This window comes from Aquimarina sp. BL5 (assembly GCF_003443675.1).
Classification (GTDB): Bacteria; Bacteroidota; Bacteroidia; order Flavobacteriales; family Flavobacteriaceae; genus Aquimarina.
Genome location: NZ_CP031963.1, coordinates 5,241,747 through 5,266,081 on the forward strand (window position 1 = coordinate 5,241,747; position 24,335 = coordinate 5,266,081).

Here is a 24,335-nt window from a genome sequence, read left to right on the forward strand (position 1 = left end):
CTATAAACCATTGGGGTAATACCCTTTTTTCAGGGGGTTAATTGATTTCTTTTAATGATATTTTTGAGTATCAAAAAGGTATAAGATGTTCTTATATTTTAAGAAGACTCTTTTTTTTACCTATATTTCTATGATGAATATCGAGATCGTATATTCATTTTTATATTGAAAAAATAATGGCCGACAATCAAAAGTACATCAATGAGCTCCTTCAGAAGCTGGAAATTCTTTCGAAAAAACAGGAAGTTTTTCGCAGAGAAATACTAGACTTGAAATATGAAATTCATCAGTTAAAGACTTCTGAAGAGCAAAAAGAAAATCCAATTGTAAAGGAAAAAACGATTTCTCCAATTCCTGAACCAGTCCCCAAAACAGCAGAAGATACATCTAAACCCATTGAACCTGTGGCACAGAAACAACCTGTGATACCAGTTTCGAAACCTGTGGTTAAAAAGGCTGTTAAACCAAAAGGGAAGTCGAATATAGAAAAATTTATTGGAGAGAATCTGATTAGTAAAATAGGAGTCATTATTTTAATAATTGGGGTAGCTATAGGAGCCAAATATTCTATAGATAATGATTTAATAAGCCCATTAACGAGGATCATACTAGGATATCTAACTGGTATTGGTTTGATAGGAGTGGGGATGAAATTAAAAAAGAAGTATCATAATTTTAGCTCTGTTTTGGTTAGTGGTGCTATTGCGATATTATATTTTATTACCTTTTTAGGGTACAGTCTATATGACCTTTTTCCGCAGTTGTTCGCTTTTGGATTAATGGTTTTGTTTACCATTTTTACCGTATTTGCTGCGATACAATATAATAAACCGGTAATTGCCCATATAGGATTAGTAGGTGCTTATGCAGTTCCATTTTTATTAAGTAATGGATCCGGACAAGTAGCAGTACTATTCAGTTATATGGCAATCATTAATATTGGGATTTTATTCATAGCACTGCAGCGATATTGGAAATCATTGTATTATTCTTCTTTTTTCCTTACTTGGTTGATTTACTTTGGCTGGTATGCTTCAGATTATGAAACTGACATTCATTTTAAGCTGGCATTTGTCTTTTTATTAGTGTTTTTTGCTACGTTCTACTCTATATTCTTAGTATATAAACTTCGGAAAAAGGAAAAGTTTGGTACGGGAGATGTAATACTTCAGTTGATTAATGCTTTTGTTTTTTATGGGATTGGTTTTGCTATACTAAACGATCATCCTGTAGGAGAACAATTATTAGGAATATTTACTTTGGCAAATGCGATCATACATTTTGTGATAAGCGTTGTTATTTACAGATTAAAGTTAGCAGATCGTAATCTGTTTTACTTTACTTCAGGAATGGTATTGGTCTTTATCAGTATTGCATTCCCTGTGCAGTTAGATGGTAATTGGGTAACATTATTATGGGCCACAGAAGCTGCTTTACTATTTTGGATAGGTAGAACTAAAAAAGTTCCTATTTATGAAAAACTGGCATATCCAGTTATGGCATTAACCTTTTTTAGTTTGATTCAGGATTGGTGGTTTTATTATGTGGAATACTCGTATGCTTCTTTAGAACCAGAAACAGGAATGACTCCGTTTTTTAATATTTCCTTACTCACATCTTTACTATGTGCAGTTTCATTTGGATACATTTTGTATATACATCGCAGTGATAAACATCCATTTCCTTGGCCTAATTACAAAACCTTGTATCAACTAATCTCTTTGTGGATTTCGGCTATGTTTTTATCCATCTTATATATGGCCTTTTTCTTAGAAATTATAGAATATTGGAATGCTTTCGAGGGTAATAGATCAGAGTTTCGAGGAATTTGGTTGATAAATTATACACTAATCTTCCTAACAGTTTTATCTTTTTTAAATATCAAGAAGTTTAAAAATATGGTTTTCGGATATATTAATATACTCCTTAATATATTCACCTTACTTATTTTCCTAACAAATGGATTGTATATACTTAGTGAGTTACGAGAAAGTTATCTAGACCCAACGCTACTGGAATCTGGTGAAGCAGGTTTTTATCATATTGGTATTCGATATATATCGCTAGTTTTTTGTGTTGGTCTATTGGTAGCCTGTTATCAATATGTAAGACAGGAGTTCCTTGGAAGAACATTTAAGATAGCCTTTGATATTATATTACAAATAGCTATCCTTTATATAATTAGCAGTGAGTTGATTCATTGGTTGGATATCGCTGGTTATGCATCTTCAGATAAACTGGGATTAAGTATTCTTTGGGGTATATACTCATTATTATTGGTTGTTTTAGGCTTTTGGAAAAAGATAAAACATATACGAATTATTGCTTTTACGCTTTTTGGAATTACCTTGATAAAACTTTTCCTTTATGATATTTCGCACCTTAATACGATTTCTAAAACTATCGTATTTGTATCCTTAGGGTTGTTATTATTAGTTATTTCTTTCTTATATAATAAATACAAACATATCATTACAGATGAGGTCAAAGATTAATATACTAGGTTGTGTACTTTTTTTAATCTGTTCTTCTATATATGGACAGATTGATAGGTATGAGTATAAAAGAGAACTAAAAGGTATTATCGATAGTTGGCATCGTATTATGTTGCCTGATGAACTATTTAAAAACGTATCATCGGATCTTTCGGATATTAGAATTTATGGAATTACTAAAGAGAATGATACGGTAGAAGCTCCTTATATTTTGAAAAAAAATCAGGAGAAAAGATCTAGTAAACAGGTTAATTTCAAAATTATAAATAGAGCGACGACCAGCAAAGGATCTTTTATAACTTTCAAAATATCATCTGACCAAGCAATTAATCAGATTAAATTATTCTTTAAAGAGGATAATTTTGATAGATTAGTTAACCTAGAAGGAAGCCAAAACTTAAAAGAGTGGTATTCGATTGTAGATAGCTATCGTATCCTTTCGATTAGAAATGAACTAACAGCATATACGTTCACAAGTCTTAAGCTTCCTGATTCTAAGCATCAATACTATCGCCTTTTCGTCAACGGAACTAACGCACCAGAACTAAAGAATGCTCAGATAACCTTAAAGGAAACAACAGAAGGTGACTACAAGATGCACACGATTAAATCGATGCGTACGCAGGAGAAAAAACAAAATCGAAGTACAGTAATAGATATCGATTTGCAAACAGCGGTTCCAGTAAGTTATATAAAAATAGAAGGTGGTAATGATTTTGATTATTATCGATCAGTTCGCATAGAATATCTTAGAGATAGTATAAAAACAGAAAAAGGATGGCGTTATAATTATCAAAACCTTAGTTCAGGGATCCTTAATTCTATAGAAGAAAATGAATTTAGAAGTAATAGTAAGATTACAAACAAATTAAGAGTGATTATTAACAATCAGGATAATGAACCACTTACAATTGGTGCTATTCAGATAAAAGGATATACACATGAATTGATCACTCGATTTACAACACCTGCTACCTATTTTCTTGTCTACGGAAATGCTAAGATTGGTAAACCTTCATACGATTTGCAATATATGTCTAATATAGTTCCAGAAAAGCTGAAAACAATAGAGTTAGGAACAGAAAAAAGAATTGAAAAGAAAGGAGAGAAGGTTGTTGCACCACTTTTTGAAAACAAAATTTGGTTATGGGCAGTGATGGGTATAATTATCGCATTACTAGGAGGATTTACACTGATGATGATGAAAAAAAAGTAGTGCTTCGAGCTAAGTGAGAATCATTAGTAGAGGACGTGCGTCGAAAAAAAATGGATAACCTGTCCAAATACTAAAAACTACTTCGTCATAGAACCATATAAACCATAAATAAATAGACTTATGAAACAATTTATGTTCCTTTTTAAAGGAGGAGACGACGTTTGGGATGCAAAATCCGAAGAAGAACAAAATGCACATATGGAAAAGTGGATGGAATGGATTGGGGAAATGGCAGAACAAGAAAAATATGTGGGTGGTGAACGTTTGTATCCAACTGTAAAAACCATTCATCCTGGAGGTACGAAAATTACTGACAGATCTTTTGCTGAAGCTAAAGAATTAGTAGGCGGTTATATTACCGTAATGGCAGAAACAATAGAAGAAGCAACCGAAATGGCGAAAGGATGCCCAGGATTGCAATGGGAGTCTTCTGTAGAAGTTAGAGAAGTTTGGCCAGATGAGGCTTAATCGCAAGTGTAATTAAAAATCATAAATGATGAAAGAATTTTTAATGTTGATACGAGGAGGACAGGAAAAATATGATTCGGTATCTCCAGAAGGTATGCAAAAGCATATGGAACATTGGCAACAATGGATGGGAAGCTTGGCACAAGAAGATAAATTAGTAGGAGGGCAACCTTTAATGAATGAAGGAAGTACCATGACAGAAGGAGGAAAGAAAGTTACGGATCGTCCATTTGCAGAAGGCAAAGAATTGGTGGGAGGGTACTTACTTATTAAGGCAGATTCTCTAGTGCATGCTACAGAGATCGCAAAAGACTGCCCTAGTTTCGAGTATGATTGTAGTGTAGAGGTTCGTGAAATAGCTCCGATGGATTAAACAATCATCTTGGAACCAAAAGATCACATAGACAATACGATAAACCATCTTTTTAGACAAGAGTCTGGAAAGATGGTTGCTGTTTTAATCAAAATCTTCGGTACAGAAAATATAGAACTTGCAGAAGATGTAGTGCAGGATGCACTGGTGAGTGCTTTGGAAACCTGGAAGTATAGAGGAATGCCGGATAACCCAAGAGCGTGGTTATATCGCACAGCCCGCAACAAAGCAATAGATATTATCAGAAGAAAAAAGCACAGTAAAACTATTGATTTCTCTGATCCCGAACGTAAACTACTGACCTCAGAATATACGTTAGCAAGTACTATGAAGGATTTCTGGAAAGAGCAACATATACAAGATGATTTTTTGGCGATGATGTATGCGTGTTGTCATCCAGATATTTCTCAGGAAAACCAGATTACATTTATTCTTAAATCTCTTTGCGGATTTAGTACCAAAGAAGTAGCAAAATCTTTTCTTACATCAGAAGATACCATCTCTAAAAGACTATATCGTACTAAAGAATATTTCAGAAAACATAAGATAAGACCGAGTATACCATTTCCGGAGGAAATTGGTGTTAGAACTTCTTCCGTGTTAAGCGCAATCTATTTGATGTTTAACGAAGGATATAATTCCACTCATGATGATCAGTTAATACGAAAAGATTTGATCTCGCAATCCATGTGGTTATGCAAATCACTTTTAGATAGTGAGCGCACACAATTGCCAGAAGTATATGCATTGATGTCGCTGATGTGTTTTCATACCGCTAGAATAAATAGCCGAATTACGGAACAAGGAGCGCTCATCCTATTACCAGATCAGGACAGAAGTACTTGGGATACAAAACTGATTGCGTTAGGAAGTAACTATCTTAATCAAGCAGCATTTGGCGATGCACTTACTACATATCATCTAGAAGCGGCCATAGCATATCAGCATTGTACAGTTCTAAGTTATGAAACTACGAATTGGAAAGAAATTCTTAAATATTATGATCTGTTGTTAAACATAGATAAAGATCCCATTGTTTATTTAAATAGATGCTTAATTCTACTAGAGTTATATGGACCTGAAGAAGCATTAGAAGCGATAGAAGAAATCAGGGATCATAAAATACTTAATAAGTATTATTTATATCATGCCATTCTGGGAGAAATCCATGAACGCTTGATACAACCTCATATAGCCGTTGAGTATTATCAACAAGCAATACAACTTACCCAATCCAAGCCAGAGCAACATTGCTTACAACAAAAAATAGCCCGTATTCTTAATTAAGAATACTATGAATTGTCATTCCGAAGGAGATCTAAAATTCAGCCTGATTAATTAATAAACATATATTATCATCCTATTACCATCTATATCATTACTTTTCTGTAAAAATGAAATTTCCTTAAATAGAAGGAAAAAATCTTGTTCATTCTGTTTATCGTCCTCATATTGAATATGAAAATTACTCAGATACCTAACGACGGAAATCGTGATTTTATAAAGCGGGTTTAATCCTAGGTCAAGACTTCAGACTACAAAAAAATACATGTTTGAGAATTTAAGATTACAACTTACCTAAGTTAATTCTGTAATCATTGGGAGAAAGCTTCACATGTTTTTTGAAGATTTTACAAAAATAAGTATTACTATTATATCCACATTGGTATCCAATTTCTTTACATGAACTTGAAGTTGTATTTAATAGTAAAAGTGCTTTTTCAATACGTTGCCTATTAATATAATCAATAGGATTTTGCTTGGTTAAGTCTTTAAATTTTCTTGTATAGTGATCTGGCGACATAAAACATTGTGATGCCAACTGAGATACCGTAAGACGATTACTAAGATTTTTATGAATGAACATGATAGAAGCTGATATCCTATTAGACGGCTCCGATTTTAATGTCATTTTAGTGGAGTCGATAAACTCAGACAATAATACGCCCAGTAGCCCGCCCGTAATTAAATTTTCTTTGGCACCACTTTTTTTGTGTTTAAGTGTATTCAAATTTGTTTTCTGGTATATTAAAGGATCCCCAATTGGTAACCTTCTATTAGGGTTCGCTTTACATAATTTATAAAACAATTCGTAATGAAATGCATTTGCCTTAATCTCAATGCTAAAGTTATATAATTGATAGATGCTTAAATTATCTGGAAGGTGAATTGTAAACGTAGTATAGAATTGCTCCATGTAGTCATTGCATTCGTAATTACACTGCTGATAACTTGGAATTAAGTAAAGATGATCTTGCCTCAGTTTTATTTTTTTACCTTTTAGATAAATGTAAGCACCTCCCTTTGTAATAAGATACATTCTTGTAAATGGGCTTATTATATTTTTGTAGTTCCATTCTTTGCCAAGTCGACAATGTTTAACTGAAGATAAATTAAATGATATGTTTTTTAAAAGACCAAAGTTGTACATTATCTTTATTTATTGACTATAACGTGAATTTAGGCTAAATTATTAAAAATTTGAAAAAGAAGTAATATCGGGTTTGTTAAATGATTCATTGGGTCTGTATAACATGGAGCTAGTATTAATATTTAGATTTGTAACACGAGACTAAATAAAGACAGGCCACAAAAAAGTTGGGTTTTATTTTAAATCTAATCTACATTCTATAGCCTTAAAATTTCTTATAATTATAAAACAGATTAAAGATGTGCACATTAAAGAAAGTACTATTTATAGTTACTTTATTTGTTAGCTGTCAATTTCTTTTCGGCCAAGAACAATATAAAGCCAATTGGGAATCGCTTTCGCAGTATAAATGTCCTGAGTGGTTTCGAGATGCCAAATTTGGTATTTATACCCATTGGGGAGTTTACTCTGTTCCGGAAACGGCTTCAGACTGGTATGGTCATAATATGTATTCTAAAAAGCACCCTAACTATGCCTCGCATAAACAAACTTACGGCGATCAAAAACAGTTTGGATATAAAGATTTAGTCCCTTTATTTAAAGCACCTAAATTTGACGCCGATGAATGGGCAGATTTATTTGTAGAGGCCGGAGCTCGGTTTGCTGGTCCAGCAGGAGAACATGCAGATGGTTTTTCGATGTGGGATTCTAAAGTAAATACTTGGAATTCTGTAGACAAAGGCCCCAAAAGAGATATTGTTTCTGAATTGGAAAAAGCAATTCGTAAACGCGGACTAAAATACGTTGTAAGTCTTCATCATTCCTGGCTTTGGGGATGGTTTCCTACCTGGGATGAGAGCACTGATTGTGCTGCCATAGAAAACGCTTCTTTATATGGCGAAAAATTACCTAAAACGGCTTGGAGTACAAAAGAAGCTAAAGGCTACTATAATGTAAATCCAATGCCTAGTGCTGCTTTTGAACACGTTTGGCTCGAAAAAGTAAAAGAAGTGATAGATGGTTATTCACCTGACTTACTCTGGTTCGATAACCGCATACAAATACTATCTGAAGAAGTACGTCAAGAAATGATGGCTTATGCCTACAATGCAGCAGCTAAAAAAGAACAAGAATTCGTTTTAACTTTTAAACGTCCTGACTTTCCACTTGGAACAGGTACTGTTGATCTTGAACGCAATCGCATGCCTAAAATATATCCAGAACCTTGGTTAACCGATACGTCAATCTCTAAACAAAAATGGATTTGGCACAAAGATCTAAAATGTTATCCAACCAACAATTTAATAGACGATTTGGTAGACATTGTAAGTAAAAACGGCAATCTTTTACTAAATGTAGCGCCACATCCTAACGGAACCATCCCTGAGGATCAAAAGCAACGTTTAAGAGAAATAGGGAAATGGCTGAAACTTAATGGAGAAGCGATTTATGAAAGCCGACCTTGGCTTATTTACGGTGAAGGCCCTACAGAAACAAAAACAGGGCATTTAGCAGATATGAAGTTTGATGGTTTTGGTGATGAAGACATTCGTTTTACTACGCGCGATGGACAATTATACGCCATTGCATTAGGATGGTCAGAATCAGGAATTCTTCCAATTAAATCATTGAGTTCTACGACTTATAATGGTAAAATAGAAAAAATAGAATTAATTGGTTCTAAATCAAAAATTGCTTTTAGCAAACGTTAGATGCATTGGAAATTCAATTACCGGAAAGTAAACCTTGTAAGCACGCTTTTATATTTAAAATTCAATCTAAATAAAAGTTGAAGACACATGGGTAATTCCCCGTTAGAACGATTTGTTATGAATTTGAAAAGTACACTAAATTGGAATGAAAAGAAACAAAAAATAGTTAGAGGATAAATTGTAAGTACATTTTTTAGAAGGTAATTGAAATAAACAAAAACAAAGAAAAATAGTATTCAAAACTTACAAAATTATGCCCGAAAACACTCCTGTAGATAAACACAAAGACATTCCATTGTACAACACGGAGACGTGGATGTATGAAGATTTTAAGATAGGTCAAAAAGACAGATCAATTAGTCGAACCATTTCAGAAGGAGAAGCCATGATGTTTAATGGATTAGTATTGGATATGCATCCTTATGTTGGCGACCAAAATTTCGCTGAAACAGAAGGTCTTTTTGGCAAAAGATTAGTGGCAGGTGCTATGGTATTCTCTTTAGGATTAGGCTTAATGGCCAATAACAATGTGAACACCTTTAGTTATGGCTATGATAAGTTACGATTTATTAAACCGGTATTTATAGGAGATACAATCTATACGGTTCGTACCCATTTAAGTAAAAAGCCGAAGTACAAAGAAATGGGACTCATTGTAGTAAGTTATGAAGTATACAAACAGCCAGGAGAATTAGTATTATACTGTGAACATTTACAAACTGTAAAATATAAAAACCCAGAAACGTTTAAGCAATAGTTATCAATCCATAACTTTCTTAAAGGACGCACCTGCCTTTTAGATTTACAATTATCACTATTTTATCTTTATGAATTAACTGTTTGTTATTTTCTGTATATATAATGGACATTTTGAAAGTGAAGATGAGGCTGATAAAAGAGTTAATCTTGAACTACTTATATTTGAAAAAAAAGAGTATAAAAGTGCGTGATCAGAATAGAAAATGCTAATTGTCGAAAATAAACTTAACAAAACAAAATATATAAAAATTAGAGCAAAATTTAGCACAGAATCCCTGGGTGATTTACTTTATGCTGTGATGTTAGATTTTTATAACCGGTATGAGACTACTTACGAAAATCCGTTAGGATTTTCTATTCAATTTGTATTTGCTAAATTAGAAGCTGAAACACGCAGCGAAATTGTATACAAATCGGTTGTAGCATATTTAAAAATAAATCTAAGCAAAATGAAAAAAATATTAAACGTTATCAGTGATAGTAAAAACAACATAAATCTATGAATAAGTACAAAGGACTATTGGATCATATAGCCAAATATGTTGAGCTAACAGATGATGAAATAGGAGAGTTCACTTCAATATTAAAAACCACTAGAATAAAGAAAAGGCAATTTATTGTTCAACCGGGGTTTGTATCTGAATATCGAAACTATATCGTAGAAGGTGCAGTCAGAGTTTTTTATTTAGATGACTTGGGAAAAGAACATACTGTAATTATTGCAATCGAAGATTGGTTTTTTACCGACTTTTATAGTTATATAAATAGAACTCCTGCAGAATATTATGCTGAAGCGCTTGAAGATTCTATAATTTTACAAATGAAATATGATGATGTTGAAGAACTTTGTAGTAGAATACATAATTTATGTCAATATTTTAGATTATTTACAGAAAGGTCAATGGCTTACTCTTATAAAAGAACCATTTCTAATATTAGTAAAACTTCAGAAGAACGCTATTGGGAGTACGTTAATAAATATCCTCAAATTGCAAATCGTGTACCCCAGTATGTTTTAGCATCTTATCTAGGAATTTCTCCTGAATCAATAAGTAGAATCCGTTCGAAATCTTAAAAAATTGATGTATATCAATTTTACTGCTTGATAAACGTCAAGCTCTTTTCTTAACACGCGTCATATTTATCTCTTCACATATGACGCAACTTTGTCTTGTCTATTATTTACTAAATAAGAATAGATAATGAGACCATAGGAAACTTATAAAAACTATGTCTCATTTTACTATAAAATTAGCAGTGATGAATACACAAGTAATTCCTTCATATAAAGAAGGCTTAAAAGAATTAAAAGAAAAGTTATCGCATACGCTTCCTTCGGATGTATTTGAGGTCCTTAATTCAGATGCAGAAAGAATAGGTGAAGAACACACTTCTATTTTAAAACTTCAAGTCGGTGATAAAGCGCCCAATTTTACGCTTTTAAATGCGCTTAACGAACGTGTTAACCTTTATAGATTATTAGAAACGAAAAGAGTCGTTCTTACTTTTTATAGAGGTACTTGGTGTCCATATTGTAACTTAATATTAAGCCAGTACCAAACAGTGCTTCCGGAAATAGAAAAAGAAGGGGCTATTCTAGTTGCTATTTCTCCACAAACACCAGATGCCTCTTTCAGTACTAAAGACAAAAATGCATTGCAGTTTGAAGTCTTAAGTGATAATGGAAATATTGTATCAAAGGAGTTTACTACAGTTCATAAAAATCCAGAAGACTCATTAGAAAAAATGGCCGATTTAGGGCACGATTACGATTGTTATAATTGCGATGAGAAAAGTGAAATTCCCATTCCTGCCACATTTATCATTGAGAAAGATAGTATAATTTCCTTTGCAAAAACAGGAGGCGGTGACTATAGAAATCGTGTCGAGCCCTATGATATTATAAACGCTTTAAACAAAAAATAAACAGTCTATTCAAAAATTCAATTCAATTTTTTTTAAACACAATCACAATAAAACCAAAGTAAAATCACAATAATTAATTTATCATGAAAAAAGTAATTTTTAAAATCGTACCATTCGTATTAATCGTTTTTGCATTTTCAACTCAAGCTCAAGAAGCAAAGGAGCTAATCGCTAAAGTAGTAGAAGCCAATGGCGGCAAAAATGCATTACATAAATTAAAAGATGTATCCTTTGATTATACATTTAAAGTTAAAGATAACAATGTAGAAGATGTTTCTAAAGAGCGGTATATTTTTGATAGAGAAGTTTCCTTTGCAGAATATACCAAAAGACAAGTTTATGCAATACCTCAAATGCCTGGTGAAACTTACACACAGTTCTTTAATGGTACAAACTCTATATCTAAAATAGATGGAAAAGCTATTACAGAGCAACAACCAGCATTTATTGGTCACATTCTTAGGAAAACCAACTATTACTGGTTTACCATGATGTTCAAACTATCTGATCCGGGTGTGAATCATAAAATATTGTCCTCTAGAAAGGTTGAAGACATAACCTATAAAGTTATAGAGATGACCTTTGGCGATAATATAGGAGAATCGAGCCAAGATAAGTATATCCTATACATCAATCCACAGACATATAGAGTAGATCAATTTCTATATAACGCAACAGGATTTGGTATTACTGAACCAAGTATAATGAAAGTAAAGTATGAGAAGGTAGATGGTATCTATTTATCAACTTATCGCAGATATGCGCCAGCAGATTGGGATGGCAATAAGCTAGAAGGATCGTGGACAGAGCAGTTTACTAAAAATGTCAAGTTTAACAATGGATATAATTTAGAAAACATTCAGAGTTAGTGTTTTCCTATTCAAATCTATCAACAATTTTAACAAATATAAAATTCAATAAATAAGAAGAAGTTACTTCAAACTAGAAAATAAATAATTAAAATTATGAAAGCAGTAGTATACAAAGAAAGAGCAAAAATCGAGGTCGTTGATATAGCAAAACCTCAATTATTAAAAGACGATGATGTTATCGTACGTATTACCCTTGCGGGTGTTTGCGGAGCGGATTTAGAATTTACCCAAAACGGACCCGAAATGGGATTGTTTGAAGGGATGCGAATAGGTCATGAATTCGTTGGAGTAATAGATCAAGTAGGTAAAGATATTCACACCTTAAAAGTTGGAGACCGCGTTGTGGCTTCTGCTATGTTTGTTGACGGAGATTGTTACTATTGTAAACGTGATTTGCCTTCGGCCTGTGATCATGGAGGCTTATTTGGAACACCTCTTTTTGCAGAGCATGGAGGTGATGATATCCAAGGAGGGCAAGCTGAATTTATACGTGTGCCTTATGCCAATACATCATTATTTAAACTTCCAGAAGGTTTAACTGGAGATGAGCATGATACGAAAGTTCTTCCGTTAGGAGATAATTTTGCTACAGGTTATCACGGAGCACTAAATGCTAATATCAAAACTGGAGAAACTGTAGTAGTTATAGGTGATGGTGCAGTAGGTCTAAGTGCAGTAATGGCTGCAACATTATTTGGTCCTTCTACGATTATTCTTGTAGGACGTCACGATAGTCGATTAGAGTTAGCAAAAACTATTGGAGCAACACACGTAGTGAATTCAAAAAATGAAGACCCTGTAGCATTTGTGAAGTCACTTACAGAAGGACGAGGTGCAAATTCTGTAATCGATTCTGTCGGTAATAAAACAGCAATTACACAAGGAATGGAAATGACTCAGGCTGGTGCATCAATAAGTGTTCTGGGATTTGGTCATCTTTATGAACCAGTAGAGCAGCCATACTCCTCAGCTTTGTTTAGAAATATAACTATTCATACAGGTGTTGTAAATGTAGCAGCGTATATGAAAAAATTACTTCCTATAGTAGAAAGAGGTGTTATTGATCCTAGTGTAATTTTTACAGATGTTTTACCCTTATCTGAAGCAGAAAAGGGCTATGATTTAATGCGTGATCGAACGTCAGGAACGCTTAAAGTGGCTTTACGTCCATAATATTTTTCAAATTGAAAGTTAATAATGTGTCGAAAAAGGTTTCCAGAAAATCTTTTTTGACACATTATTCGACTCCATAATATAAAGTGCATTACCAATATGAGAAGATTATTTTTAGTTGTATTCGCAGGAATTTTGTTGGTTTCCTGCGCCAATGAGGAAACAACGATAAACATAACACAGGAAGAAGCCAATTTAATGGAGACCAGTCGCAAATGGTCTCAATCATTCTCTACTGAAGAATATTTTAGTTTTATTGGTGAAGGTGGTATCATGATGGCTCCTGGCCAACCTCTTTTAGAAGGTCATGAAAAGATTAAAAACGTGTTGAAAGAGTTTCAATCACTACCTGGTTTTAGGGTCACATGGGAACCGCAAGAAGCATTTGTGTCTAAGAGTTTAGATTTAGGGTATACTATAGATAAAATGTTAGTGAATTTTGATGATAAAGATGGCAACACGGTAAATCAATTTGAAAAGGTGGTTTCTATTTGGAAAAAAAATGAAAAAGGAGAGTGGAAAATGGCTGTAGACATTTGGAATGCAGATCCTACTCTTAAATCTATTGCTAAATAGATATCTAATGTCAGAATATGAATTATTCTTAATAAAGGCTTAAAAGCCTGTTATTTCTCTTTTAATTATAATCATTCTTTAATATGTCAAACTTAAAAGCACAAATCACGCTACCAGCTAAAAGCCCTGAAGCAGAGGTTAGTCAACGTGTAGGTATTACCGATATTACGATTCACTATAACAGACCATCTGTTAAAGGCCGAAAAATCTGGGGCAGTTTAGTACCCTATGGTTTTAATTATTTAGGGTTTGGAACTTCTAAAGCTGCGCCTTGGAGAGCGGGATCAGATTATAATACTACGATTAATTTTACACATGAGGTTAGTATACAAGGTAACAAAGTTCCTGCAGGAAAATATGCCTTGTTTATGGTACCAGAAGAAAATAGAGAAGTGATGATTATTTTATCTTCTAATACTACTTCTTGGGGATCGTATTTTTATGATGTAAATGAAGATATACTTCGTTTTAAAGTTACTTCTATAGATAAAAATACTAGCACAGAAATGCTGACATATAGTTTTGATTCGATGACACCCTATAATGCAACGGTTTCTTTACATTGGGACACCAAAGAGATACCCTTTAGAATTGATGTAGCAGTAGATGAAATTGTCATGGAGGGAATTCGTAATGATTTAAGGAGTCCAAAAGGATTTCAGCAATCTACTTGGGATAGTGCAGCCAATTATGCTCTTAGTGTGGGGCAATTAGACCAAGCGCAGGAATGGGTTAATGCTTCTATTGAAGGTAATTTTTTCAGTAAAGAAACATTTAGTAATCTTTCTTTGAAATCTCAGATTTTACAAAAACAAGGAAAGACTGCCGAAGCCCAGGATATGGTACAAAAAGCTATTCCATTGGGAAGTCCTGACGAACTTTACAAATTAGGACTAAGATTCATCATGGATGGCGAATTATACAAAGCGATAGAAATCATGAAAGCGAATGTCAAAAATAATAATGGTGTTTTTCCAAGTCATTATGGATTGGCTAGAGCTTATTCAGCTAAAAAAGATTTCAAAAATGCGTTGAAGGCTTTGGAAAAAACTGGAGATGACACTCCAAAGCATTTTGAAGCTAGATTCATAAAATACAAAGAACGCTTGAAAAAAGGTGAGGGTATTTAATCACAAAAGAAATAACTCAATTTTATGAAAGAGAACAATCTTGTCCAAACCAATGAGGTTTTACATTTTGCTAGTGGCAAAACAATGAAGAACCGATTTATGTTAGCTCCGCTTACCAATAAACAGAGTCACGATAATGGAACATTATCAAAGGAAGAGTTAAAATGGTTAAGAATGAGAGCTAAAGGCCAATTTGGATTAGTAATGACTTGTGCCGTCAATGTTCAAGCCAATGGTAAAGCTTGGCCTGGAGAGTTAGGGATTTATTCGGACAATCAACTCTTAGGACATCGAAAATTAACAGAAAACATTAAAGCTTATGGTAGTCTTGCTGTAATTCAACTATTTCATGGTGGTATGAGGTCTCCAAAAGAATTGATAGATGAACAACCTATTTGCCCCTCCGATAATGAAGAATTTAAAGCGAGAGCATTATCCCTAAATGAAATATATCAAGTTAGAGACGATTTCATTTCTGCTGCTGTAAGAGCAAAAAAATCTGGCTATGATGGGGTTGAAGTCCATGGCGCACATGGGTATTTGCTGGCACAGTTTTTAAGTAGTGAAATTAATCATAGAAATGATAAATATGGAGGAAGTCTAGAAAATAGAGCGCGATTAATTTTTGAAATTGTTGAAGGCATTTATGAAGCTTGTGGTTCAGATTTTGCTATTGGAGTACGCTTATCTCCAGAACGATATGGAATGGTATTAGATGAAGTGAAATTAGTAGCACAATGGCTTATTGATTCAAATAAAATTGATTTTTTAGACTTGTCATTATGGGACGTATTTAAAAAACCCGAAAAGCATTCTGATACTAAGAAAAGTTTATTAGAGCATTTTTTAGAATTAGAGTATAAGAAAGTTAAATTAACAGTAGCTGGAAAAATTAACGGAGGCAAAGAAGTTCATGAAGTCCTTAATGCAGGTGCAGATTTTGTTGCTATCGGAAGATCAGGAATCATTCACCATGATTTTCCTGTTAGGGTTATGAACAATGATAGCTTTGTGCCAGAACAATTACCAGTTTCTATTTCTCATTTAAAGAACGAAGGATTAGGACCGAAGTTTATCGAAATGATGAAATCATGGCCTGATTTTATTAAAAAATAAATAACAAATTAAATTAAAACAAATATGAAAAAAGTCTTAATAACATTTATAACAATAATTACTATGACAATTACAACAGAGTTACATGCGCAACAAACAGATCTAGAGCGTATTGAGACAACACTGAATTACTATCTCACCGGATTGGTAAATAACGATGCTAAGACCTTAACAAAAGCTTTTCATCCTACCGCAACTATGAAATGGATAGATAAAGATTATAAAGAAGTCAATGCCATTAAAGGATTAACGGAAGGGATGGATGGATCTCCACTTAAAGAAAAGATAAAAACGAGAGTTGTTTCAGTAAATATTTCTGGAAATGCGGCAAGTGCTCAACTAGAGATTCAATTTCCAACATTTACTTACATTGATTTTATGCATGTATTGAAGATAGACGGACAGTGGAAAATAGTGAGTAAAATATTTTACACTAGACAAGATTCTAAATAACAGCATGTCTAAAAAAACGAAGAACCTTTTGGTAAACAAATAGTAGAGATTAGTTTAAGATTTTAGTAATAATCAAATTCAAAAAATATATTAAATGCAATTAATTGAAAACTTAAAGTGGAGATACGCCACTAAAAAATATGACACTTCAAAGAAAATTAGTTCTGAAGATTTAGAAAAAATAAAAGAAGCAATTCAACTATCGGCAACGTCTTATGGATTACAATTATTTAAGGTTCTTATCGTTGAAAATAAGTCAATTAGAGAAAAGTTGAGACCCGTATCTTGGGGACAGCCCCAAATAACAGATGCATCTCACTTACTTGTTTTTTGTAGCTATGATGATGTTACAGATAAAGACATAGAGGCCTATATCGATTTAAAGGCACAAACGCAAGGTTTAAAAGTTTCTGATTTAAAAGACTACAGTGATTTCATGAAAATGAAAATGAAAGAAAAATCTGCAGATGAGAAACAATCTTGGACTGCGAAACAAACTTATATAGCATTGTCTAACGCCCTTAATGCCTGTGCCGAACTTAAATTAGATAGTACACCTATGGAAGGTTTTGAGCCAGAATCATATGACGAAATTTTGAACTTAAAAGATAAAGGTTTGAAAACCAGTGTTGTATTAGCAATTGGTTATAGAAGCGAAGAAGACGATACCCAAAACACAAAAAAGGTTAGAAAACCATTAGGGGCAATTTTTGAAAAAATATAGTTGTTCAAATAGTTACTTCTTAACTAAAGGTAGATTCATTTACATATGTTTATGAATCTACCTTTCCAAACCTAAAAAATGCTATAGAACGAAGTGTTTTACTAACTTCTTTTACTCATAAGTTGAGTACCGCAACACGTACAAGTATTCTATTGGTTAATTTCTATAGAATCATTAAGCATAAACAGTTTAAGCTTGTAAATAAAAATTGATTTAAATCAATTTTATTCTTTGATAGGGATCAAGCTTTTTTCTTACCACACATCATATTAATCTCTATACATATGACGCAACTTTGTAATGTCAATAATAGATAAATCGGCTTAAGGTTTATTAGAACATTAATTCTATAATATCCACCCCGATTCTTAAAAAATAGAAAGAGCAAAATAAACGATATCATTATGAATAAGTATTTACTTCCAGTTATTGCCATTGTTATTGGCGTTATTATTGGGTTTATCACCAAAAAGCAAAAATCTAAAGGCACTAAATTATTATTATCATTTAGTGGTGCATTTCTATTAGCATTAACGCTTTTTGATTTATTACCAGAAGTATATCATCATTTAGAAGCCAAGCAAACTGGGCTTTTAATAATGTGTGGAGTACTATTACAAATTATTTTAGAATTTTTATCAAAAGGCATCGAGCATGGTCATGACCAATTACATAAGGAAAATAAAGAGTTTCCTTGGGTACTATTCATTAGTCTTTGTATTCATAGTTTTTTAGAAGGGTTTCCTATTCATCAGCATAATGATATGGTCTATGGTATATTGATACATAAAATTCCAATAGCTGCATTAATCACTACGTATTTATTTCAATCTAGTTATAGTAAAGTTCAAGTTATTGGTTTCTTATTAATATTTATGGTAATGACACCTCTAGGTACCTATATGTCTAATAATACAGTTTTAGTTAATGAATATATAGATTTTGTTAATGCTATAGTGATCGGTATCTTTTTACATATTGCTACAACTATTTTGTTTGAAACAGGTGAAGGTCATAAGTTTAATTTATCCAAGCTGGTAGTGATATGTTTTGGTGTTTTCATCGCTAATTTGATATAAACGTTCTCGAAGAACGGTCAAAATAGTCGCGTCAATATTTGCAGAAAGAAAGATAAAAGAATCACTTTTTAAAATGATTGAATATATATAATTCCAATTCATATAAAACGTGCTGAAACAACTTTTATAGTTCATAGTGCTTAATAATGATTTAGGGAGTTCTGCAGAATTTCTTCGCTCTTTTTTGCTAACTTACCTCCTAACACTAAAAACTGTTTAAGAACTGTTGTCAAACATTTCAAAACTCAAAATGAAATCTGAAATAGCAAAAAACATCGGAATTAGGAAAGCACTACAATCTGCGACTATTGGAATGTTCATTGCTTTTCTGTTTATGATATTGCTTTCTGGCGGAAATATACAATGGATGACGGAATGGAATTACTGGATAAATATCATTATCGGAATTGGGATTTTTTATGGACTTGCATATTTCTTCGGAAAAAATGCTGGATACGAAATTTTAATACAGAAAAAAAGCTCTGGCGGAGTGGGAGCAAAATACGGTTTTTTGACTCTTATAATAACAGCTTTTCTTGTTGGATGGACTGGATTTATGCAAGAAGGAATGGAGCCTTATGATACTTTTTGGGACTCGTTTGAGGATTATATTATGAAACCTTTCTTCTGGATAACAATAGTTGGATTATTACCTGCAATTTTAGTTGGAGTTTTATTTGGTAAATGGATTAAAAAAAGTATTTAAAAAACTTTTTGCAAAGCCGTTATAACGAAAGAGCATACTAAATATTTCATAAATAAATATCAAACAGCAAAAGCAATAGAGCAACAAGTTAAAAATGGAAGTTATTATTTTTTACTCACGTATGAAGGGGTACATGTGGGGTAGCTCGGACTAAAAAGAGAGACTGATATTTTTATTGTTAGATAAATTATACCTTCTAGAAGACTATAGAGGAAAAAAAATTGGTAAAAAAACGATTAAATTTACTGATGATTTTGCAACAAAAAAATAATATTTCAAGAATTGAATTAATCGTACATAAAGAAAACCTTAAAACAATAGAGTTTTATAAAAGAATGGGTTATAAATTACTAGACATCGTACCTAACCATTTTGAGACTGGTCAAATTATCGAAAACTATCAAATGGTAAAAATATTGGCAAAAAAGTAAACCGATTTGCCAACAATGCATAATCGCAATTAAGGTGCATTCGATTACGTCCGAATCCAATCTTTAAATAACATTGATTCAAAAAAAAAGAATTAACAATCTGAATGGCTTTTCTGAATAATCATCCAATTATTATCTAAAACTTTAGAAACTAACAAAATTAAATTAAACTTGTATTTTCGTTTAAGATTTTACATTCTTTATGTTTAAATTACTAGTTAAGAATTATTAGTACGATATATATGAAATTAGCATTAAACTTTGTATTGGTAATTGGAATAGTATTAAGTATTCTACCTATAATAGGTATCGTTAAGCTAAAAGAAAAAAAGTTACCCCATTATTTATTGATTGTTTTTTGGATATTAATTCTTAACATTATCATATATTTCTATGCTACTTTACATGAATTAACACTATTACAATTTATAACCAATTATTTACAGAACGGTGTTCGTTTTTTAATTCCACCTTTGTTATATGTATATGTGAAATCTATTTTTTTCAAACCATCTGGACTGATAAGAGAAAATATAAAACATTTTATAGTTTTCTTTATTTATTTTACCGCATACATTTTACCAAAATCTTTATATCCAAACGCTACATATATTTACACAATTCACGTATATGTACCTAACTGGGCAATAGTACAGGACATTTTTGGGATCCTTTATTTTATTGCAGCTTTACATTTATTTTATAAGTTTAAGAACTTACTAAAGGTAAACTATTCTAATATTAGAGAGAAAGATGTACTATGGATTGAGAAATTTCTGATCAGTTTTTTAATTGTATTGATTGTAGACCTTATTATAACCATTGTAGAAATTATAGTAGGTTATTATGTAGATTGGGATGCCTACATTACAGTGTTTTTTTTAATTTTCGCGATGTTTTATCTTGGGTATTATGGTCTTACACAATCTACTGTTTTTTTACCCAGCTTTTTGACTCATATGCCAATTTCAAACGATGCTAAGAAGGAATCTTCTTATTTAAAATCGATAGAGAAAAGTATGTTAAAAGAAAAGTTTCGTGAGTGTATGAATGAACAAAAAATATTTCTACTACAAGATTTGAACTTGAAATTATTAGCGGATAAAATGGATACTTCAGAACGAAAATTATCAGCATTTTTTAGTGAGGTTTTATCGAGTAATTTTCACGATACCATTAATGCATATCGCGTAGAAGAAGCTAAGGCTATTTTAACATCAAAAGCAATGGAAAATCATTCTATAGTTGGTATAGGGTTGTCCTGTGGATTCAGTTCTAAAAGTAGTTTTTATAGAATCTTTAAAAAAAGCACTTCGCTAACTCCATTAGAATATGTAAAGCAGAAATCATAATAGTCTCAACGCTCGCAATAGGACATTATAGGACGAATACTATTTTTCTATGTGTATAAAAAGACAGAGATTTGGAAAGTAACGCAAATTATTTTTTGTTTAAATTTCTTATGATGCTTAAAAAATCTATTTGTCTATCCGTTTTAATACTTTATATATTATCAAGCTGTGCTCAACAAACTATAGAAGATTACATAGGGGAATGGGAAGGGAAAACGGAAATTAAAAATGCTCTTAACTTAGAGATATCTATCAAAAAACTGAATGGAACAGATGCTGTTTTCACACTTTCAAACAACAAAAAAATAGTAACAAAAGATTTCAGATTTGGAAAGAAAATCAATGTTATATTAGATAAGAACTTCATTTTTAGTGGGATCGTTAATAATGAGCAATCAGAAATAAGTGGTTTTATTAAATCAAAGGGAAATTTGTTTCCTACGAAACTCGTTAAAGAAGGAGATCGTTTCTTAGGAAAATGGAATCTGTCGGTGTTTCACTATCTACAATCTCAATCTTTACGTTTAATTATAAAAGAAAGTAATACCCCAAATGAGGAATATCCTGCTTACCCGATTCTTGGAAGCCTTTGGTGCAACGATTTTAAGAAAAATAAGAATGCTATTTCATTTGTAGATTATAAAACAGGGCTTGAATTTGAAGGGCAATTAAAACCCTCTGAAATTATATTGAATATTAGTTTGGGTGGCAAGTTTATAACAAAAACATCATTTAAAAGACGAACAGAAAGTACAAAAAACCATTCCAACTCTGTACAAGAGAATTTACAAATTAATGACGGTTGGAAATCATCAAAAAATCCTTTAATACTTAAAAAAATGGAGGAAGATATCCATAATGGTGACTTAATAGGTATAGAGGGAGCTCTTGTTGCAAAAAAAGGTAAAATCACTTACGAAAAATACTTTGCTGGTTTTAATGCTGCTATTCCACACGATACACGTTCCGCATCAAAAAGTGTTTCATCAGCCATCATCGGTATAGCTATTGATGATAAAATTATAGAAAGCGTTGATCAAAGTCTATATGATTTTATACCTAAAGAATATCAGTATACAAAAGATACTTTAAAAGCTAAAATAACAATCAAGGATTTATTGACTATGAGCTCTGGATTAGATGTTAATAAGGCAGCATCAGAAGATTATTATCAAGAGTCCAGTAATTGGTTAAAAACAGTGTTGGAGGCTCCTATGGTAAAAGCCCCAGGGACTTATACCGATTATGGATCTGCAAATCCATTTCTACTTGGTATTTATTTAAACGAAAGATTAGATGTACCTCTAGAATTTTATATGCAAGATAAGTTTTTTTCGCCTCTGGGAATTACAAATTATATATTGAATACTGACGATAAAGAAAGTGCGCCATATTTTGGAGGAGGTTTCCGATTAACCCCAAGAGATTTACTAAAGTTTGGGCAGCTATATCTTAACAAGGGGATCTGGAAAGGAAGACAGATTATTTCAGAAGCTTGGGTTGAAGAATCTTTTAAAAAACACACAAGACTACAAGACGTAAAAGATAAGAATGAATATGGCTATTTTTGGTGGCACGACAATTATATGATCAATGGAAAATCTGTTCAGTCTATTGAAGCAAGAGGAGCTGGAGGTCAGCTTATTATTGTAATTCCAAAGTTGGAATCCGTGGTTGTAATAACAGCTGGGAATTATAGAAACGGGAAATGGAGTCATTCAAGAAAATTATTTAAAGAATATATCCTTCCTGTGCTGCTAAATTAAAAGATTATAGTATATAATAAAGCGTATAGTTTATTGCTTTGCACTTATCTACTTCGAAAATTCCGAAATAATTTTCCAGAGGTCATTCTCTTTTGTAATACTGTCAGATTTTTATAAATATTAACTAAAGAAATAATAAAACACGGATAAATCGATTGGTTCAGGTATGTTTGCCTTATTCAGATTCATATATTTGATGTTGTATCTAATAAAAGAAAAATAAAAGCAACTAATAAAATTAAATGAGAAATTGATTAATGCTGTGATTTTTGATATGGATGGAGTGATTGTAGACTCCGAACCTTTTTGGCAGAAAGCTGAGAGAGAGGTTTTTACATCTTTGGGAGTAGAGATAACAGACGAATTACGTCGCATAACCCAAAGAATGACTACTAATGAAGTTACAAGGTTTTGGTTTAAAAGAAATCCATGGAAAAACAAGGGGATTGAGGAAGTTGAAAATATGGTGATTGATCGAGTAATAGAATTGATTGAATTAGAAAATTGTCTAATTCCAGGTGTAGTAGATACAATCAAAGAACTTAAGTCAAGAGGTGTTAAGTTAGCGTTAGCGACAAATTCTCCCTATAGAATAATTCCAAAAGTCTTAAATAAAATGAATATTATTAAGGATTTCGAAACAATATCATCAGCGGAATTCGAGAAAAAAGGAAAGCCAGAACCATATATTTACTTAAGTACTCTACAAAAATTAAATGAAAAGGCTGATAATTGTATTGTGATAGAAGATTCAAATTCAGGAATTATAGCAGCAAATAAGGCGGGCATAAAAGTGATAGCATTTACAAATGGAGGTAAAAACTTAATAACTGAAAATTTTGATTTTAAAATACCTTCATTCGAGAATGTCGATTACACAATATTCGAAAGTGTAAAATAAAGACTACAGATAAACCATTACCATTAATAAATACTACAAAACATGAAAAAAAGAACCTACATATTATTTTTTATGATGATGTGCTTGCTCTTAGCTTGTAAACAAAATTCTAACCAGTCAAATGATAATGGTATAAATATTAGTTATGAAAAAAGTGTAAAAGTCTTTAAGGATTATTATGAAAGTGGAGAATTACTTGTGTCAGGGCAGTATGAAAATGATAAAAAAGTCGGGGAGTGGACAAGCTATTTCAAAAACGGAGAGCCCTCAAAAATAGAAAGCTACCAAGATGGAAAATTAGAAGGGGCTTGGAAGGTCTTTCATCCAACAGGAAAATTATATATGGATGGAGCACATCAACAAAACGCTAAAATCGGAACTTGGAAACACTATTTAGATGATGGAACTCTTAAATATATAAAGCATTATGATACAGAAGGAAGTACAGGAGAATGGAAAAGTTATTATGATTCTGGTGAATTGGCTTCCGTAGAAAACTATAAAAATGGGAGACCACATGGTTTGTGGACTGATTTTTATAAAAATGGTCAAATTTATAGAACTGGAGAAAAAATAAAAGGTAAAGAAGATGGAGTATGGAAAATCTATAATGATAAAGGGGGGCTATTGTTAACTGAGACCTATGAAAACGGTAAAAAAATACAAGCAGTTCGAAGTAATGAAGCTGAAAATTGATTTTTGATATGTAAAATTTGGTAGAACTTTTTAGTACCTT

24 protein-coding genes are annotated in these 24,335 nt (G+C 32.2%); 23 read left to right on the forward strand and 1 reads right to left on the reverse strand.

Annotated features, from left to right (window positions below; translation table 11 throughout):
• Positions 1-176 precede the first annotated feature (176 nt).
• The 5 genes from D1818_RS22025 to D1818_RS22045 all read left to right on the forward strand — a co-directional run bounded on the left by D1818_RS22025 (position 177) and on the right by D1818_RS22045 (position 5,839).
• Positions 177-2,495: a DUF2339 domain-containing protein gene (locus D1818_RS22025; RefSeq protein WP_118461895.1), complete on the forward strand. Its 2,319-nt coding sequence runs from the start codon at positions 177-179 to the stop codon at positions 2,493-2,495.
• Positions 2,479-3,711 (forward strand): DUF3999 family protein, encoded by a 1,233-nt coding sequence (locus D1818_RS22030; RefSeq protein ID WP_118461897.1) that lies wholly within the window; start codon positions 2,479-2,481, stop codon positions 3,709-3,711. Before D1818_RS22025 ends, D1818_RS22030 begins: the two co-directional genes overlap by 17 nt.
• A 120-nt stretch (positions 3,712-3,831) precedes the next feature.
• A complete protein-coding gene (locus tag D1818_RS22035) occupies positions 3,832-4,179 on the forward strand; it encodes a YciI family protein (RefSeq protein WP_118461899.1) in 348 nt (115 codons plus the stop codon).
• 28 nt (positions 4,180-4,207) lie between these two features.
• Positions 4,208-4,552, forward strand: a complete 345-nt coding sequence (locus D1818_RS22040; protein WP_118461901.1) for a YciI family protein — start codon at positions 4,208-4,210, stop codon at positions 4,550-4,552.
• A gap of 9 nt (positions 4,553-4,561) precedes the next feature.
• Complete coding sequence (locus D1818_RS22045; protein WP_118461903.1) at positions 4,562-5,839, forward strand: RNA polymerase sigma factor; 1,278 nt, start codon at positions 4,562-4,564, stop codon at positions 5,837-5,839.
• Between the two features lie 280 nt (positions 5,840-6,119).
• On the opposite strand, the gene D1818_RS22050 is transcribed toward D1818_RS22045, so the two are convergent.
• Positions 6,120-6,872, reverse strand: coding sequence for a helix-turn-helix domain-containing protein (locus D1818_RS22050; protein WP_158597006.1), 753 nt, complete (start codon positions 6,870-6,872; stop codon positions 6,120-6,122).
• A 350-nt stretch (positions 6,873-7,222) separates the two neighbouring features.
• On the opposite strand from D1818_RS22050, the gene D1818_RS22055 reads away from it, so the two are divergent.
• The 18 genes from D1818_RS22055 (at position 7,223) to D1818_RS22145 (ending at position 24,295) form a co-directional block, all read left to right on the forward strand.
• Positions 7,223-8,635 (forward strand): alpha-L-fucosidase, encoded by a 1,413-nt coding sequence (locus D1818_RS22055; protein ID WP_199726298.1) that lies wholly within the window; start codon positions 7,223-7,225, stop codon positions 8,633-8,635.
• Positions 8,636-8,888: 253 nt separating this feature from the next.
• Positions 8,889-9,392, forward strand: coding sequence for a MaoC family dehydratase (locus D1818_RS22060; RefSeq protein WP_118461907.1), 504 nt, complete (start codon positions 8,889-8,891; stop codon positions 9,390-9,392).
• A 501-nt stretch (positions 9,393-9,893) separates the two neighbouring features.
• A complete protein-coding gene (locus D1818_RS22070; RefSeq protein ID WP_118461911.1) occupies positions 9,894-10,469 on the forward strand; it encodes a Crp/Fnr family transcriptional regulator in 576 nt (191 codons plus the stop codon).
• Positions 10,470-10,654: 185 nt separating this feature from the next.
• Positions 10,655-11,320: a peroxiredoxin-like family protein gene (locus tag D1818_RS22075; protein WP_118464015.1), complete on the forward strand. Its 666-nt coding sequence runs from the start codon at positions 10,655-10,657 to the stop codon at positions 11,318-11,320.
• Between the two features lie 83 nt (positions 11,321-11,403).
• The gene (locus D1818_RS22080) at positions 11,404-12,189 is read left to right on the forward strand and encodes a DUF6503 family protein (RefSeq protein WP_118461914.1); all 786 of its coding nucleotides are present in this window, start codon (positions 11,404-11,406) and stop codon (positions 12,187-12,189) included.
• 96 nt (positions 12,190-12,285) lie between these two features.
• The gene (locus tag D1818_RS22085) at positions 12,286-13,365 is read left to right on the forward strand and encodes a zinc-binding dehydrogenase (RefSeq protein ID WP_118461916.1); all 1,080 of its coding nucleotides are present in this window, start codon (positions 12,286-12,288) and stop codon (positions 13,363-13,365) included.
• A 99-nt stretch (positions 13,366-13,464) separates the two neighbouring features.
• Complete coding sequence (locus tag D1818_RS22090) at positions 13,465-13,941, forward strand: hypothetical protein (RefSeq protein WP_118461918.1); 477 nt, start codon at positions 13,465-13,467, stop codon at positions 13,939-13,941.
• An 83-nt stretch (positions 13,942-14,024) separates the two neighbouring features.
• On the forward strand, positions 14,025-15,071 hold the full coding sequence (locus D1818_RS22095) for a DUF2911 domain-containing protein (RefSeq protein WP_118461920.1): 1,047 nt from the start codon (positions 14,025-14,027) through the stop codon (positions 15,069-15,071).
• Positions 15,072-15,095: 24 nt separating this feature from the next.
• On the forward strand, positions 15,096-16,187 hold the full coding sequence (locus D1818_RS22100; protein WP_118461922.1) for an NADH:flavin oxidoreductase: 1,092 nt from the start codon (positions 15,096-15,098) through the stop codon (positions 16,185-16,187).
• 24 nt (positions 16,188-16,211) lie between these two features.
• Positions 16,212-16,640, forward strand: a complete 429-nt coding sequence (locus tag D1818_RS22105; RefSeq protein WP_118461924.1) for a nuclear transport factor 2 family protein — start codon at positions 16,212-16,214, stop codon at positions 16,638-16,640.
• 94 nt (positions 16,641-16,734) lie between these two features.
• The gene (locus tag D1818_RS22110; protein WP_118461926.1) at positions 16,735-17,364 is read left to right on the forward strand and encodes an NAD(P)H-dependent oxidoreductase; all 630 of its coding nucleotides are present in this window, start codon (positions 16,735-16,737) and stop codon (positions 17,362-17,364) included.
• 404 nt (positions 17,365-17,768) lie between these two features.
• Entirely contained in the window at positions 17,769-18,443 is a 675-nt protein-coding gene (locus tag D1818_RS22115; RefSeq protein WP_118461929.1) for a ZIP family metal transporter, read from the forward strand.
• A gap of 250 nt (positions 18,444-18,693) precedes the next feature.
• Complete coding sequence (locus D1818_RS22120; protein WP_118461931.1) at positions 18,694-19,149, forward strand: hypothetical protein; 456 nt, start codon at positions 18,694-18,696, stop codon at positions 19,147-19,149.
• 248 nt (positions 19,150-19,397) lie between these two features.
• Positions 19,398-19,580 (forward strand): GNAT family N-acetyltransferase, encoded by a 183-nt coding sequence (locus D1818_RS25970; protein WP_118461933.1) that lies wholly within the window; start codon positions 19,398-19,400, stop codon positions 19,578-19,580.
• A gap of 242 nt (positions 19,581-19,822) precedes the next feature.
• Complete coding sequence (locus tag D1818_RS22130; RefSeq protein ID WP_118461936.1) at positions 19,823-20,932, forward strand: helix-turn-helix domain-containing protein; 1,110 nt, start codon at positions 19,823-19,825, stop codon at positions 20,930-20,932.
• 113 nt (positions 20,933-21,045) lie between these two features.
• Positions 21,046-22,698 carry a serine hydrolase gene (locus D1818_RS22135; protein WP_158596907.1) on the forward strand — a complete coding sequence of 551 codons (1,653 nt, stop codon included), beginning with the start codon at positions 21,046-21,048 and terminating at the stop codon, positions 22,696-22,698.
• A gap of 250 nt (positions 22,699-22,948) precedes the next feature.
• Positions 22,949-23,599, forward strand: a complete 651-nt coding sequence (locus tag D1818_RS22140; protein WP_233558509.1) for an HAD family phosphatase — start codon at positions 22,949-22,951, stop codon at positions 23,597-23,599.
• 42 nt (positions 23,600-23,641) lie between these two features.
• Positions 23,642-24,295: a toxin-antitoxin system YwqK family antitoxin gene (locus tag D1818_RS22145; RefSeq protein ID WP_118461940.1), complete on the forward strand. Its 654-nt coding sequence runs from the start codon at positions 23,642-23,644 to the stop codon at positions 24,293-24,295.
• Positions 24,296-24,335 lie beyond the last annotated feature (40 nt).

Coding starts and splice junctions, on each gene's coding strand:
- D1818_RS22090 (WP_118461918.1), top strand. CDS start 13,465: ATGAGAAGATTATTTTTAGTTGTATTCGCAGGAATTTTGTTGGTTTCC.
- D1818_RS22130 (WP_118461936.1), top strand. CDS start 19,823: ATGAAATTAGCATTAAACTTTGTATTGGTAATTGGAATAGTATTAAGT.
- D1818_RS22085 (WP_118461916.1), top strand. CDS start 12,286: ATGAAAGCAGTAGTATACAAAGAAAGAGCAAAAATCGAGGTCGTTGAT.
- D1818_RS22030 (WP_118461897.1), top strand. CDS start 2,479: ATGAGGTCAAAGATTAATATACTAGGTTGTGTACTTTTTTTAATCTGT.
- D1818_RS22115 (WP_118461929.1), top strand. CDS start 17,769: ATGAATAAGTATTTACTTCCAGTTATTGCCATTGTTATTGGCGTTATT.
- D1818_RS22080 (WP_118461914.1), top strand. CDS start 11,404: ATGAAAAAAGTAATTTTTAAAATCGTACCATTCGTATTAATCGTTTTT.
- D1818_RS22040 (WP_118461901.1), top strand. CDS start 4,208: ATGAAAGAATTTTTAATGTTGATACGAGGAGGACAGGAAAAATATGAT.
- D1818_RS22120 (WP_118461931.1), top strand. CDS start 18,694: ATGAAATCTGAAATAGCAAAAAACATCGGAATTAGGAAAGCACTACAA.
- D1818_RS22035 (WP_118461899.1), top strand. CDS start 3,832: ATGAAACAATTTATGTTCCTTTTTAAAGGAGGAGACGACGTTTGGGAT.
- D1818_RS22100 (WP_118461922.1), top strand. CDS start 15,096: ATGAAAGAGAACAATCTTGTCCAAACCAATGAGGTTTTACATTTTGCT.
- D1818_RS22075 (WP_118464015.1), top strand. CDS start 10,655: ATGAATACACAAGTAATTCCTTCATATAAAGAAGGCTTAAAAGAATTA.
- D1818_RS25970 (WP_118461933.1), top strand. CDS start 19,398: ATGATTTTGCAACAAAAAAATAATATTTCAAGAATTGAATTAATCGTA.
- D1818_RS22110 (WP_118461926.1), top strand. CDS start 16,735: ATGCAATTAATTGAAAACTTAAAGTGGAGATACGCCACTAAAAAATAT.
- D1818_RS22050 (WP_158597006.1), bottom strand. CDS start 6,872: ATGTATCTTATTACAAAGGGAGGTGCTTACATTTATCTAAAAGGTAAA.
- D1818_RS22095 (WP_118461920.1), top strand. CDS start 14,025: ATGTCAAACTTAAAAGCACAAATCACGCTACCAGCTAAAAGCCCTGAA.
- D1818_RS22025 (WP_118461895.1), top strand. CDS start 177: ATGGCCGACAATCAAAAGTACATCAATGAGCTCCTTCAGAAGCTGGAA.
- D1818_RS22060 (WP_118461907.1), top strand. CDS start 8,889: ATGCCCGAAAACACTCCTGTAGATAAACACAAAGACATTCCATTGTAC.
- D1818_RS22055 (WP_199726298.1), top strand. CDS start 7,223: ATGTGCACATTAAAGAAAGTACTATTTATAGTTACTTTATTTGTTAGC.
- D1818_RS22145 (WP_118461940.1), top strand. CDS start 23,642: ATGAAAAAAAGAACCTACATATTATTTTTTATGATGATGTGCTTGCTC.
- D1818_RS22105 (WP_118461924.1), top strand. CDS start 16,212: ATGAAAAAAGTCTTAATAACATTTATAACAATAATTACTATGACAATT.
- D1818_RS22135 (WP_158596907.1), top strand. CDS start 21,046: ATGCTTAAAAAATCTATTTGTCTATCCGTTTTAATACTTTATATATTA.
- D1818_RS22070 (WP_118461911.1), top strand. CDS start 9,894: ATGAATAAGTACAAAGGACTATTGGATCATATAGCCAAATATGTTGAG.